The following is a 15,182-nucleotide window of genomic DNA, read 5'->3' on the forward strand; positions in this document are numbered from 1 at the left end:
CCGACCGCGCTCTACCAGCTGGAATCGACGACCCCGTTGCCGGGTTTGGCCGGACGGTCGTGGTCGATCTCCTCCACGTCTGTGAACGTCATCTCCGGCTCGGCGGCCTCGGCGCGCTCGGGTGCGTCCGGTGGCGCGAGGGAAACCGGCGGCTCCGTGGGAATCTCGTTCTCGAAGTCGGGCATGCCCTCGATCACTTCGGACAGCTTGGGCAGGCGGGCGCGGCGTTCGGTGAGCGGCGCGGCCAGTTCCCGGCTCAGCTTCGCCACTTCCGCCGCGGCCTCCTGGGCGGTCTTCGTCACGGTCTCGGCGATCTCGCCGTAGCTCAAATCCTCGATACCGGAGGAGAACTTGGTCTCGATGACGACACCGTTGGCGTTGACGGTGACCGTCACGCGCCGGTCGCGCGAGGTGGCGGTGGCGGTCAGCCGCACCCGCTCCCGCTGGGCCCGCGCGATCGCGCGCATCTGCTGCTGGAAGGCATCGATCACCGATGCCATGTCACGTTCGTCGTAATCGCTTGCCATGCAGACCTTTCCGCGGACACGCCGCCACGGGCGACCGCACACCCGCGGCGGCGCACCGGCGCGTCTCAGCGCCCGAAGTTCTCGGCCGAGGCCTGCTCGTAGTTCTGGACGGCGTCGGCGGCGCGATACTGGCCGTCCGACATCGACCGGAAGGAGGCGGCCATTTTCTCGGTACCGGTGACGATCTTGTCCATCGAGGCGACGAATCCGTCGGGGCCGTCGGCGAACTGGGTGCCGAACTTGTCCGGCCCCCAGGCGGCGGAACCGACCGACATCGCGGAGGTCACCTTGGCGGCGAGCTGGCGTACCGTCCGGTCGACCGCGGCGGTGTCCTGCCCCGCGATGCGCAATTTCTCCTCGTAGCTCTCGAATCTCTCCGCCATGCGTGAACCCCGTGTCCTTCCAGCAGAACTCGAAACGATGATCGCACGACGAGCGTATTGCCGGTAGGTGAACGGCCATGAACAAAATGACGGAAATCGGCCACGCTCTGACGGATCAAGCGGTCGGCGAACCGTGCCTGCGCCGGAAACGCTCTTCGAATTCGGCGATGTAGCGCGAGGGCGCGACCGAGGAGGACGACTGTTCGAGCACACCGTCGTCGGCGACGTAGAAGATGGCCCGGCCGATCGAGATCTCACCGGGCGCGGTGGGCACATACACCATCCAGCCCACGCCGATCCGCTCCGCGCGCAACTGTTCCAGCGGATAGCCGCTGGTATCGAGGTTCTCGTCGGCGGCGAAGCGCCGCACGGACTCGATGGCGTCGTCCTCGGGCAGCGGTTCCGGCAGCGTCATGGTGACCCCGGCCATGGTGAGCTGGTACAGGGCGCTGTCGATGTCATAGGTGCCGTCGTCGCCGAACACCTCCGCCAGCGTGGCCCTGGTCACGGAGCCGACCTCGGCGGCCGTGACCAGATCGGCCACCGCGGGGCGGCGTTGCTCGCGGACTTGGTCCGCCAGCAGGCCGCAGACCACGTCGATCACCGTCTCCTCGGTCCAGACTCCGGGCACCGCGTCGCTGAGACGGTCGGCGGACGGCGACTCACCGCGATACCATTTCCCGGCTTCCCACCAGTAGCAGAACGACAGCAACCCGTTGGCGGCGCGGGGATTCAGCACCGGGTTGGCGATCCACTCCGGCGCGCCGGCGTAGATCGCCGGCATCGGTTCGCCGCCGTTGTACACAGCATCCAACTCGGGGGCGTTCCAGACACCCCCGGACAGGACCGCCCGCCCGCCCGGCAGCACGTACAGCGTGGAACCACCGCGCTTCGCACCTTCGAACCAGCCGAGCGAGGGCAGAACCCTTGGACCCCACTGCGATCCGGCCGCGACGAAAGCCGCGGCCAGCACCGCCCAGCGCGCCCACATGACCGGCATCGCGGGGAAGTCGTCCCAGGACGGCACCGCCCGAACACCGTCGGCGCGGTCGGCGCGCGCCTGCGCCGCCGCCTGCTGCGCCGTGCGGGACTGCCTGCCCTCGTTGCCGATGTAGGCGGCCAGCCACACCGGCAGCGAATCGCGGGGGTACACCTCGAGATCCGCGCGGTAGACCTCCGGCGGGAACAGCTGATCGTCCGGGAACGGCTCGTCGCCGTAGTCGTAATCGACCTCCAGCGAGCCCTCTTTGGTGAGGGTGACCAGCAACCGCCACCACGGGCCGTCACTGAGCTGCGCCGACAGGTTCCGCTGCTCGCGAACCAAGGCGAGCACCTCGTCGCCCGGCTGGACCCGGACCGAACGATCCCGGTCGTCGGAGAAGATCACTTCGGCGACCTGGACGGGCGCGGTGCACACGAATACGGCCTGAACGCGATCCCAGCCCGCCGGCCCCAACGCGGCCAGCTCCCTGGCGATCCGATGGTTGAGCTGTTTGGCCTGGTCGGCGGGATCGGTGTCGTCCTCGCCCGGCTCCACCAGGGTGAACTCGACGTCAGGATCGTCGTTCTCGTCGGCGAAGCCGCGCATGAACTCCCGCAGGAACTCCTCGTCGGCCTCTGCTCCGGGCAGGTGCTCGGCCACCTCGCCCGGCGCGGACTCACCGTCGGGACGCACGCGGGCCTGGTCGTCTGGGTTGGTCACGTCGCCGCTATCTCCTCATCTGTCCCCGCCGCCGCGACGCCGTTGGCGGCGTCGCGGCGGCGTTCCCATCCTGACACAGCCGCACACCCGGTGAACGGCGATCGAACCGCCGTCCGGCACAAGCACGTCCGGGAGGGCCGCCGGCTAGGCCCGGTCGTGTTTGCGGCGATTGTGTTCCTCGATCATCCGGTCCAGCTCGGCGCGCCGGGCCGCGGCATTGGACCCGTCCAGCTGGCCGGCGAACGCGGCCCGTGCCGCGGCCACCAGATCCTGGGGCACGCTCGGGTAGGCCCGGGCGATGGCGATCAGCGCGGCATCGGTCTCGACGTCCAGTCCGGTCTCCGAGCGCAATCCGCCACCGGTCGTGACCGAGGCCAGCTCGGCCTCGAAGTTGCGCCGCAGTTCGTCATCGGTGGGGTATCGACTGCGCACCAGCGTGCTCCGTTCGTCTCGGTGGGTCCGCCGCGGCCGCCGCGGCCGGTGTCGGCTCCGGGGCCACCTCCCGGCCCAGCCTATCCCCACCGGCCGTGCGGTCGCCGTCCTTGCGCGGGTCGTCGTCCAGAGGGCGGAAGAAGTCGGGCCGGGTGGGCCCAACGCCGAGTTCATCCGAAGAGTCCGCGAGTGCCCGGTTTTCCGCGGTCACCGCCGCGGCCCTGCTGACCGGCAGATCGTCGAGGACGCGCTCACCTTCGGTCGCGGCGTCACCGAGGTACAGCGCCGCGGCCGCGAATCGGTCCGGGCGCCAGACCGGGCGTGGACCACCACTCGCGCTCGCGAAGTCGGTGCCGTCGGCGTCGGCGTCGGCGTCGGCGTCGGCGGGCCAGGGTATCGGCCACGAAACGCCGTTGTAGTCGCGCAACTCGAAGCCGTCCGCGGGAATCAGCCCCTGCTCCAGCAACCAGCGCACCGCTTCGACGTTGCGCGTCATGTCGGGCAGGTAGTGACCGCTGAGGTTGTTCAGGAACAGAATCCGGCCCGCGTGGACGTGGATCATGCCCGCCGCCGCCACATTCGCGCCGGCGAGGAACGACGAGTGAGCGAACAGTCCGGCGGTGTGCTCCCGGTAGGCGTACAGATTGCCGCGGCCGTCCATCACGAACTCGGTGCGGTTCCCGGTCTCCCCGACCGACCTCGTATCGAAGGGTTTGCCGTCGATCACGCGATAGAGCCTGCCGTCCGGACCGATGACGATGCGGGACTCGGCGCGCTCCCGCTCGGTGAAATAGTGGAATCGCCTGCCCAACGGGCGATCCGGAGAATCCTCCCCGCGATAGACCTCGCCCATTTCCACCGTCGCGGGCGGTCCGGCCGAGGTGTTGGCCCGCGGGATCCGGTCGGCGGGCAAGTCGCGCGGGACGGCCCGCCAACGACCGTCGCGGTCCTCCCAGTAAGCCGTCCGCAGCCCCGCCCACAGACCGGATTCGACTGTGCCGCGCCATATCTCGGGCGCCTCCAGCACGTCGAGCAGGACCTGACCGTCCGCGGTGGCCCGCGCGTCGAAGTATTCGACGGTGGCCCCCGGTACCAGCAGCGCCCGCGCCAATTCCGGATGCGCGTCGAGGACCTCGGTGAGGGTGTCGTCGATGCCGGACCCGATCCACTCGGCGACGATCACCCGCGGCGCCGGACCGTCGACCAGGCCCGTGCGGGTGCCGAGCACCCGCCCCCCGGCCGCGGTAACCACCTCCCGGACCCGCTCCGCGAGCACCGGCTCGAGTTCATAGAGATAACCGTCCTCCCACACCGGGATCAGCGGGCGGGGGGCAGGCTGACGGACCGGGCCCAGGGGACGCGCACCGCGTCCCGGGATGCCGGGCCTCCCGTCGGGAACGTCCGTTCCGCCCACGGGGGCTTCGTCCGAGCGGGGCAAAGTGCCGTCGCTCGCGGCCGACGGCACGGCAGGCCCCTGCGCCGGCTCGGCGGCGGGACCGGCCGGGAGCGGATCGAGCCGGGTCACCGAAGACGTTCTCCCGCTGCGCCCTTCGGCGAACCGACCGGTGATCGTGCCATTGTCGACCAGCTCCGACAACCGCAGCGCGACGCTCTCGGCAGCCTCGGGCGCGATCCCCCGATCGTCCAGGTGCCGCTCGAGTTCGTCGCTGTCGACAGCCTCGAGCTGATCGAGAACCTCGACTTCGAGCGGCCGGAACAGCGCGGCCGTCACGAATTCCGATCCGTCGACACCGGCGAGATAGTCGATCGCGGCGCGCGCGGACCGTTCGAATTCGTCGGCGTGCTCGAAGGCGACGGCGTTCGCGAGTCCGGGAAGCAGACCGCGCAGCGCCGCCCGGATCCGCCTGCGCTCGACCGGTTCCGGGTCGGCGCTCGGCGCGGCGCGATCGGGCCGTACCGGTTCCTCGGGCAGGGCGAGCACAGTGGCGGCACCGGGCACCGAAGGACCTTGTCCTCGAGCCGCGTTCGCGAGCAGCGAATCGTAGAGCAACCACGCGCCCTCCCCGGCACCGGCGCCGAGGTGCCGCACCGCCGCGAATGCCTCGGCCACGGCTTCCGCGGGCAGGAAGTCACCGTGCGCGGTGAAACTGTAGGAACCGAATTCGCCGCGCAGCCAACGCTCGAAACCGGCGTAGCTCGCCGCATCCGCCGTGCTCAGGTAGTGCCGCATCAGCGTGGTGGTCGCCTCCCGACGGGTCGCGTTGCCGCCCAGGTGATCCAGCGCGTGTCCCAGCTCGTGCACGATGTTCGCGTACACGGGGCGGTCGCGCGGGCCGACCCGGCGGCCGGAGTCCAGTTCCTCGGCCCAGGAGCGGGCGAACAGCTCCGGATCGACAGCGAAGCGCTGCCCGAGCACGATGGCGCCGGTGCGGACCCGGCCCGCCACCGTGGTGTGTGTCGCCACGGCGAAAGCGCTGTCGGGCAGCGGCGCGATGGACGCCTCGGGAATCCGCAGGGTGGGGTGGTCGTGCAGGACGTCATCGAGTGCGCGGGCATACTCCCGCGCCGTCCGCGCGTCGACGCCGGGCAGGTCGAAACCGTGCACGATGAACCCGTGGCGCGCCGACAGTGCCCGGCCCACGCCGGCGGCCGTGCCGTACCGCGTCAGGTCCCAGGCCGCGTCGACCGGACCTGCCGCGTTCGTCTCGCCGGGAGCGTTTCCGGCGGTGAGTTCCGCAGGCCGGCCCGGCGATGCCGGCCCGCCGTACGCGCCGGCCATGTCGATACCGTCGCCGGGTGTGGTGGGAACGGGCGGCGTCAATTCGTCCGCCAGCAACAGCACCAGGGTTCTGGCCGCCCGACGCTGAAGATTGCGGGCGCGCGCCAGGACGATGTCCATCGCCGCCGCGGTCTCGGCCAGGGAGAGTCCGTCCACCAGGCGCAGTTCCACCAACCGGCGCTGGGCGGGCACCAGCAGCGCGAGGGCGCGCCGGAACGCGACCGGATCGGCCCATTGGACAGACCGGACCGCATCGAGCGCCCTGGCGTAGCCGGGACGCTCCGGCGGCGACGCGCCCCTTTCGCGCGGCACGGTCGCGGTCGCGGGTTCGCTCGCACCGATCACGCCCGCGTCACGCAGCAGAGCCGCCACCAGCCCGCGAACGGCGCCGAGTTGCAGGACGCGCACCGCGTCCTCGGTGAGCGCCAGTTGCCGGGCCGTGCCCGCGATGCTGTGCTTGTCCGAGAAGCGCACGATGAGCACCCGCCGCAGCCCCGGGTCGAGGGTATCCATGGCGCGCTGGATATCCGCGCGGTCCGCACCCGCGAGCGCCGCGTGGTGAGGGCTCGACCGATCCAGCCGCCCGCTGGACTCGAGTACCGTCCACAGCGCCTGCCGGAACTTGCCGAACTCGGTGTGCGCGCGGATCAACGTATCCGCGACCGCCGACAACCACTCCGCCACCGATACTTTCGCGGTGTCGACCGTCGCGATGCCGCGTGCGGCCCGATCGAAGACCTCGGCGGTGATCTCCCCCGCGGTCCGCTCCGAACCCACCCGGGCCAGCGCCATCGCGTAGATCTCGCCCTCGTACCGGGCACGCAGCCGAGCCGGCGCCCCGTCGTTCCCCGCCGCGATCGCGGCCACCAGCGCGCTGTCGGAGAGTTGCTGTTCGGCGGTTTCGCCGGGCCGCCCGGGGGCGTCCCTTGTGATCGCCTCGGCGAGCAAGTCCGGCATCCGTCGCAGCGCGCGGCGCTGGATCGCCGATATCGCATCGACGGTGCGTCCCATTTCCTCGGCTACCTCGGCCGGCGACCGCTCGCGCAGGAAACGCAGCTCCAGAACATGTCGTTCGATCTCGGGCAGCCGTCCGACGGCCTGGCGCAACGCATCGGGATGGTCGCGCTTGGCCTCTTCGACCAGTCGCGCGAGTTCGCCGCGCGCTCGGGTATTTTCGGCCGCGCGCGGGGGTGGTCCCAGGTCGGCGGCCAGTAGCTCGGTGAGCTTCGGCAGCACGCGCCGCTGCAGGCCTGCCACCTGGTCCGCGGAGCGGCCGAGCGCGGACGCGATGGCGACCATCTTCTTGTCCCGCAGGTAGCGCAGTTCGGCGAAAGCACGTTGCGCCCCGGACAGCTCGGCGATGGCGCGCCGCAGGAGGTCGGGATGGTCGTCGCGCGCGGCGCGCACGAACGCGACTTGTTCGGCGGTGGTCGGCTCGCGGACGCCGGCGAGTTCGGCGGCCAGGCGCCGGACCGCCCGACGCTGGAGGGCGTTGACCTGATGTTCGGTGCGGCCCATCTGGGCCGCGGTCTCCGCGATGGATCGTTCGCGCACGATCCGCAGCCGGATGACGCGCGCCTCGTCGGTGGTGAGGGCGCGCAGTGCCCGCCGCAGCGCGGCCGGATCGTCACGCTGAGCCGCGCGGACCGTGCGCAACGCCGCGCCGCCCGCGGGGAGAGCGGGCTCGGCGCCGGCGAGCACGGTGGCCACCGCGGCCACCGCTCGGCTCTGGAGGCGAGTGATCGAGAAGTCGCTGCGCCCCATCGCGGCCGCGGTCTCGGCGATGGATCGCCCCGCCAGGAAACGATGTTCGGCGACTTCGCGCTGCGCGCGCGGCAGAGTGGCGATCGCCTGACGCAGACGGTCCGGATCGGTCCGCCGCGCCGCCCGCACCGCGTCCAGCGCACGCGAGCTGGCCACGGGCTCGGCGGGTACCGCCTGCGCGGCGGGCTCGGACTCGAGCAATTCGGCGAGTTTGCGCACGGCGCGTCGCCCGAACACTTCGGTCGCGCCGACCGTGCGGCCCAGTTCGGCGGCGATCTCGGCGCCGGACCGCCCTTCGAGCATCCCCAGCTCGACGGCGCGGCGTTCGTCCGGACGCAGTCGCGCCAGCGCGGCGCGCACCGCGTCGGGCCGCTCAGCCAGCGCGGCGCGGACGGTCCGCGCGGCCGCGCCCCTCTCGGGTTTCCTCGCCCCGGCCAGCAGACCCGCCAGTGTGCGGTACGCCCGGGACTTCAGCTGACCGAGCTGCGACGGGCCGCGATCCATCTCGGTCGCGATCTCGGTCATCGACCTGCCCTGTAACAAGGCGAGTTCACTGAATTCGCGTATGGCACGCGGCAATCGGGCGATCGCCGCGCGGACGGCGTCGGGATCGTCGCGCAGCGCGGCCCGCACGGCCGCTTCGCTCGGTGACAGTCCTTCTCCCCGTTCATCCGCGAGGAATCGAGCCACCTCACGGACCGCACCGTTCTGGAGGGCGACCACCGCGGACTCGGGCAGACGCAACCGAACGGCCGTCTCGGCTACCGGATGCCGGTGCCAGAACCGGGCGACGACGACCCGGCGGGCATCACGGCCGAGACTGTCGACGGCACGCCGCAATTCGTCCGGCGTCGCGGCCGCGATCGCCCTGCTGTAGGGGCCGTTCTCGCTCAGTCGCGCAGTGCTGAGCAGTGCGGCGTGAATACCGTCGCGAAAACGCTCGTGCCCCGCGGAATTCCGCGGCTCGCCCCCTGACCTCGATCCGTCCGAGCCGGTCGCGGCCGGTCCGGTCGTGCCGGGATCGCGGGCCGCGGCATCGACGTTCGCCAGCAGCAAACGGTTCAGGAAGCGCTGTCCGCCGGTGGCGTCCCTGCCGTGCATGCGCACCGCGGCGAACGCCTCCGCCACCGCTTCCGCCGCGAACAGACTCCCGTCGGCGTGGAACGCGTGCGCGCTGAACTGTGCGCGCAACCAGTCCCGGAACGCGTCGGCGTCGACGTGATCGAGGTCGGCGGCGTAGTGCCGGAGCAGTTCGCGTTCGGCGTGCGCCCTGGTGACCGCGCCGCTCATCCGGTCGAGCAGGTGGCCGAATTCGTGAACGACGTTGGCGTAGACGGGCGATTCCGCGGGACCCACGTGCCTGCCCGCCGCCACATCGGCCGCCCACATCTCACGCAGCTGCCCCGGATCGGCGACAAGGGACGCGTTCAGCGTGATCCGCGCGCTCGCGGACCCGTCGGCGTCGGTCCCGTACCGCGCCTCGGCGTACAGGTTCTCGTCGACCGCGCCGATGCGAACCTCGCGCACCGGTGCCGCGGGAAACGCGGAGAGCAACTCCTCGATCGCGCGGGCGTATTCGCGCGCCTCCGCCACCCGCACGCCAGGAGTGTCGAAGCCGATGACCGTCAGACCTCGACCGGAGTACCGCTGTTCGAGCGCGCGCCCCACCTCGGCCGCGCTGCGGTAGTCGGGCGGCTGTCCCTCCGGCACAACGGGTTCGACGTCGGGCACATCGACACCCGTTCCACCCTCGGGCCGCGCGGCCGACTTCGCCTGGTTCACCAGCAGGTCGTGCAGGACCCGCTGCGCGGCGGTCGCCGCCGCACCGCGGTGGCGGACCGCCGCGAACGCCTCCGCGAGCGCCTCGACGGGATCGAGCGTGTCGTCGTCCTCGAAGCTGTACGCGCTGAGTTGCGTGGCGGCCCACTGCGGGAACCCGGTCACCTCGTCGCCGCGGTGGGTCACCCGGAACAGATGGAGCAGTTCGAACAGGGCCTCCGCACGCGCGCTCCTGCGTCCGGCGTGGTCGAGGGCGTGACCGAGCTCGTGGGTGATGAGCCCGTACACGGCTCGATCCGGCGGGCCCGCCATATGCCCGGCCGATATCCGCTCCGCCCACAACCGCGCGAGCAGCCGAGGGTTCCTCGCGTAGCGGATGTTCAGGACGACGGACTCCGTGTGCCGGGCGTCCTGCTCGGGCGGCGGAAAAGCCCGAGCAGGCATGACCTCCAGCTCCGTCGTGGGCGCGGGGTCCTGCTCGATCGCGCCGATCCGTACTTCGCGTAGATCGATCCAGCGATACGCGCTGAGCACATCGTGCACAGCGCGGGCGTACTCCCGAGCCGCCTCGGTGTCGATGCCCGGGGCGTCGAACCCGGTCACCGTCAGGCCGTGCCGGGCCGCCAGCGCCGTGCCGACCTCGGCCGCCGTCGGGTACTCGGACGGGTCCCATCCGGAGGTCATCGACGCCGGCGAACCCGGGCGATGCTCCCCATGCCGGCCCGTGGCGCGATCGCGCGGAGGCGAATCCTCGTCGCGGGCAAGGCCGTCCGGCCCGGGTTCGGCGTCCGGCCGCAGGCCGGCCGGTTCCGTCCGCCCCTGCTCGGACACCGGCTCGGGGCGGGTGACGGACTCCGGACGCGGAGCCGGTTCGGGCGGCGAGTTCCGGATCGGTCGCGGGAGCGGTTCGGGCCGGGCGGGCGGACGCGGCTCGACCACCGATCCCGGCCGGGCCAGCGGGCTCGGCGCCGCGACCCGCCGCGGGGTCGCCTGCCGCGGGCCCGCGGTGCGCAGCAAGCCCGCCTCGGCGAGGAGCAGCCGGTGCAGGATCTGGGCGGGCTCGGCGGCGTCGGCGCCGAGCACTTCGACGTCGGCGAAGGCGTCGGGGACGCCTTCGACCGGGTTGAGCCTGCCGTGCGCGTCGAAGGCGTAATTGCTCAGTTGACGCAGCCAGGCGGCATAGGGCATGCCGCGCCGCCTGCCCCGCGAGGCGAGAAAGCGGTCGGCGAGCACCGCCTCCGCACGCCGCTGCGCGACGCCGGAACCCGCGGCGTCCACGGCGTGGCCGAACTCGTGGACGATGATGCTGTAGACCGGTCGCGCGCCGTGGCCGGGCAGCGTGTGCCCCGACGCGACGTCCTCGGCGATGCTGCGCCGCAACAGCTCCGGGTCGGTGGCGAATCGGCGGTTGAAGGCGATGTACTCGGTGTGTCCGCCGCCCGTCCGGCCGCCGGTGGGAAACCAGTACGTCTGACCGTAGATGTCCGGATCGTCCAGGTCGTCGGTGATCCGCACCTCGCGCAGGTCCACCTCCGGGTACTTGGTGAGCATGTCGTCGATGGCCGCCGCGTACTGGCGCACGACGTCGGGAGACACGGCGGGATCGTCGAAACCGGTGACGCCCAGCCCGTGGCTGTCGCGGTACTTGTCGCGCAGCCACCGCGCCACTTGGGCATTGGTTCCCCGCTCGAGGAGTTCGCGCCCCGCCGGCGGTGTTTCGGCGGGACCCGCTCCGATCCGCGCCACCGGGCGTTCTCCGTCCGCATACGCACGTGCCGGGTCCGGTGGGTGCGCGGGTGTCCCGTCGGCGTGGTAGACGATGCCGTACACACCGGCCAGCCGCGGTGGCGCGGCTCCCCAGGTGTGCACGAATTCGCGAACTCCGTTGAGTTCTTCGCGCACGATCACCGCGCCGGTCTCGGCCCGGAACAGGACGAAGGCGTGCGCACCCACCACGTCGGGGCGGTTCAGTCCCAGGAACTCCACGACGCCGACGACCACGCCGCCGGTTTCGCGCACGACCATGGCGGCCTCGTCCAGTGAGCGGAATCCGCCCGGCCGCCAGTCGCCGCCCGCGGCCGCCGCGAATTCCCCGGCACTCACACCGTGCAGCGCGATCTCGCCGGCCGCTTCGACCTGCGGCGCGATCGCCTCGACGCCGAGCCGCTCGCGGGCGAAGCCCAACGCTTCCGGTGCGCAGATCTTCGGAACTCCGCCCTCCAGATGCGATTTCGCGCCCTGGCCGGGGTACTGATGCGGAGTGGACCCGTCTGTGAGTGCGGCGCGGCGCGTGCGTTCGGCGGCGGCCTCTGCGTGCACTACGAGCAATCGGTGCAGCACCCGAGCGGGCTCGGTGGCGCTCGGACCGAGCACCTCGACGTCGGCGAACGCTTCGGCCACCGCCTCGTGCGCGACGAACGCGCCGCCCTCGCCCTTGAAGCTGTACCCGGCCAATTGCCGCAGCCAGTCGTCGAACCCGCCGCGCTGCCCGGGATGGGTGTCGCGGTAGTGCTGGGTGAGCACGTCCATCGCTCGCTCCCGTGCCACGGCTCCGCCCGCGTAATCGAGGGCGTGGCCGAGTTCGTGCACGATTCGCGAGTACACGGGCCGGTCGTCGTGCCCGAGGGCCATCCGCCCGGAGCTCACCTGGTCGGCCAACCGGTCTCGCAACGTCCGCGGGTCGGTGGCGAAGGGCAGGTTGAGGCCCAGCCATCGCACCCGGTTGTTGTCGTTGGGCCGAAGCTCGGCGATCGTGTCGGCACTGTCGAGTTCGGCGATTCTGATGCGCGGCAAGGAGATATGAGGGTGCCTGGTCAGCACGTCGTGCACCGCGGAGCCGAACTCCCTGACCACGCTCGCGTCCACGGCCGGGTGATCGAATCCTTCCACCTCCAGGCCGTGCCGGACACGCAGCCAGTCCGCGATCTGAACGGATGTGCCGGTCTCGAGCACCGCGGCGCCCGGCTGGAGCTCGTCCGGAATGGCCGTGCCGGGCGGCACCTCGGGCTCGGGCCGATCGAGGCCGAGACCGGGAACGTCCCACAGTTCGAACCAGGTCACCTTGCCGCCGGGCAGTTCCCGGACGCCGGAGTCGTCGGCCAGCTCCGCGACGATGGCCGTGCCCCGGCCGCGTTCGCCTAGCCCGGCGATGAGCGCGTCGAGTTCGGGCGGCGCCAGCTCATCGACCACATCGTCGGGCACCTGGGCGAACGCGGCGGGCGCGTGCGGGACGGGGCTGTCGTCGGTGATCTCCACGCGCACGGTAGCCGCGCTGTCCCGCTCCCCCACCAACACCGCCACGCGCACCGCGCCGGAGCTGTGCCGCAACGAGTTCGCCACCAGCTCCGACACGGTCAGCCGGATATCGGCCAAGCGGCTCTCGTCGCGCAGCCCGTGTTCACGCAGTTGCTCGACCACCCACTCGCGCGCGGTGGCGACCTCACGGACCCGCTCGCCTTCCACGGGTACGTCGGCGCGCCTGCCCTCCGTTCCGACGGCGAGTTCGGCCCGATGGAGCGGCTCGAACGGCCGTTGCCCGACCCTCGTGTACGAGTGCTCGACGCCCGCGCGACCCGTCGGGGCCGCACCGCGAACGAGCGGATCGACCGGGCGACCCCGCTCATCGAAGACGATGCCGTACACGCCGGCGACATCGGTGTGCCGCTGCCCCCACAGGTGGTCGTACTCGAACGCGCGAGCGCCGTCCCACTCCCGCACCATCACCACGCCGGGACGGTCAGCGGAGCGGAACAAGGTCAGCTGATGCGCACCGACTACGCGGTTCTGGAAGCCCCGGTACTCGACGAGGGCGAGCACGGTCGCGCCCGCGTCGCGGACTAGAGCGGCCGCCTCGTCCAGCGACGCGAATCCACCGCGATGCCAGTCCCCGCCCGCGGCGCGCGCGAACTGATCCGCCGCGAAACCGACGGATTTGATGGCCTCGCCGTCGCCGCTCAACGGGAGCACGCCGTCCAATCCGAGCACTTCGCGGCCGAACCACAACCCGTAGACGGCGCAGTTGCGCGGGGTGTCGGCAGCCAGGCGTGGCCCGGTGTCCGGCTGCCGGAATTCGACACGGGCACCGGCGAACTCGTCGGCCATCGGTCCGTGGGATTGGAGGTCCTGGCCGCGCGCGGCGCCTGCGGAACGATCGGGTGGACGCGCAGGCGCCTCGGCCGCGCCACCATGCCGCTCCGGTGTGAGTTCCGGATCGGGCGCGGACCGCTGTGCCCGCTCGACGACGAGGTTCGAACCCGGATCGTTCGGCGGGCGGCCCGAGCCCGGACGGCCGCCGTCCGCCGTGTCGGCCGCACCGCCGCGCGGCCCCGCCGCCCGGTCCGCCTGCGCCGGTCGGCCGCCGTCGGCCCGCGCCCCGCGTTCCGGTGCGCCCGCACTCCGCTCCGCGGCGTGGCCACCGCGTTCGGCCACCCCGCGCGTCCCGCTGTCCGCTGCCGGGCGGGCACCGGCGTCGGCCGCCGAACGCGCACCGGCGTCCGCCTGCGCCTGCCGCACCACCGCGTCCGCCGCGCCGGCACGGGCGGCGGTGTCGGGCCGGGCGGCGCTGCCGTCAGTGGGCGTGGTCCTGGCCGTCCATTCCTCGCGCAATTCCTTCAGCGCGGCGACGTGCCGCTCGCTGTACTCGTTGCGCTTGCCCGGCGCGTTCGCCTCACCGTTGATGTCGTTGACGCGCTGCATGAACTCGTGGGCGCGGCCGCGGGACTCGCCCGCCGGGAAACGATCCGGGTGGGCCTCGCGGCTCAGGTCGCGGTAGAGACTGCGGCCCTCGGCGCGCGATTCCGGTGTCACCACATCGGGTTTCGGCGCGGCCGCGGCACGCGGCGCGGATGCGTTCTGCGCGGTGACGTGCGGCGCGTCGCGTCCGTGCCCCAGACCCGCGCGCATGCCTTGGACCGCGCCCAACCCGACGCCACCGGCCAGCATCTGCATACTGAACGTGGTGTCCACGGTGTTCCAGTCGAACGAGCCGGCGGCGAGCTGCGCGCCGACCTGCCAGCCGATCCCGGCGCCGTAGCCGCCCACCGCGCCCGCCGCACCGCCCGCGGCACCCGCCAACAGCCCGCGGGCCGCCGGGGACAGCGCCGTACCGGCCAGACCTCGGGCCGCCGCGATACCGGCCGGGGCGCCGACCAGCCCGCCCACACCCCACTCCAGGGCCATCCGCGCGGTCTGCGCCAGGTCTATGCCGCCGTCGCGGTGCCCGGCCGCCACCTGATAGCCCTGGATGGCCAGATCGATCCCGCCCCCCATCGCGCCCAGCTGCACCGCGCCGATCGAGATCTGTTTCCAGTACCGCCGGACGAGATTGCGCAGGCCCTCCCGCGCTCCCTCGATGGCCAGCCGGGTCGCACCCTGCCGAGCCACGGTGGCCAATGCTTGCCGACCCGCCAAGAGCGCGACCGGTATCAACGCCTGTCCCCACGGGTAGGCGGCCAGCAGCTGATAGATGGAGTACACGGTGATCGCCGCGAACACCGCCATCAGGATCTTCGTGTACTCGATTTCCGTGCCGCCCCTGCGGGTGTACTCCCCCAGCTCCCGGATCGCCTCCGCCAGGAACTCGACCGAATAGTCGCCCTCGAAGAGGGTGTCCAGCTCCCGGGCCACCGCCTCGGCGCCCGCGCCGGAGTAGAACTGCTGGGTCGCCGCCGCGATGTCGCGCAGCTCCGGAATCAGTGACTCCAGGTCCGCGGCGGCGGCCAGCCAGGTATCGCCGAGTTCGAACAGCGCGGCCTCGTCACCGTCCGGGTAAGCCTGGCCGAAGTTGAGCGCGGACAGGATCCACGACGGCATCCACTCCCACAGAGAGGTGATACTCGACACGGACGCTCACCACC

At 72.0% G+C, this 15,182-nt stretch carries 5 protein-coding genes; all 5 read right to left on the bottom strand.

All coding sequences use genetic code 11. The annotated features are described in order from the left end of the window. Positions 1–11: 11 nt before the first annotated feature. Positions 12–527, bottom strand: coding sequence for a YbaB/EbfC family nucleoid-associated protein (locus DFR74_RS20910; RefSeq protein WP_232331706.1), 516 nt, complete (start codon positions 525–527; stop codon positions 12–14). Between the two features lie 65 nt (positions 528–592). Further along, positions 593–910 carry a hypothetical protein gene (locus tag DFR74_RS20915; protein WP_067507445.1) on the bottom strand — a complete coding sequence of 106 codons (318 nt, stop codon included), beginning with the start codon at positions 908–910 and terminating at the stop codon, positions 593–595. Between the two features lie 115 nt (positions 911–1,025). Then, positions 1,026–2,612 carry an antitoxin YezG family protein gene (locus DFR74_RS20920; RefSeq protein WP_232331707.1) on the bottom strand — a complete coding sequence of 529 codons (1,587 nt, stop codon included), beginning with the start codon at positions 2,610–2,612 and terminating at the stop codon, positions 1,026–1,028. A gap of 144 nt (positions 2,613–2,756) precedes the next feature. Next, positions 2,757–3,044 (bottom strand): hypothetical protein, encoded by a 288-nt coding sequence (locus DFR74_RS20925; protein ID WP_067507448.1) that lies wholly within the window; start codon positions 3,042–3,044, stop codon positions 2,757–2,759. Continuing rightward, positions 3,019–15,168 carry a sigma factor-like helix-turn-helix DNA-binding protein gene (locus tag DFR74_RS20930; RefSeq protein ID WP_147265864.1) on the bottom strand — a complete coding sequence of 4,050 codons (12,150 nt, stop codon included), beginning with the start codon at positions 15,166–15,168 and terminating at the stop codon, positions 3,019–3,021. The genes DFR74_RS20925 and DFR74_RS20930 overlap by 26 nt, the downstream gene beginning before the upstream one ends. Positions 15,169–15,182: the final 14 nt, after the last annotated feature.

The organism is Nocardia puris, from assembly GCF_003315035.1.
Classification (GTDB): domain Bacteria; phylum Actinomycetota; class Actinomycetes; order Mycobacteriales; family Mycobacteriaceae; genus Nocardia; species Nocardia puris.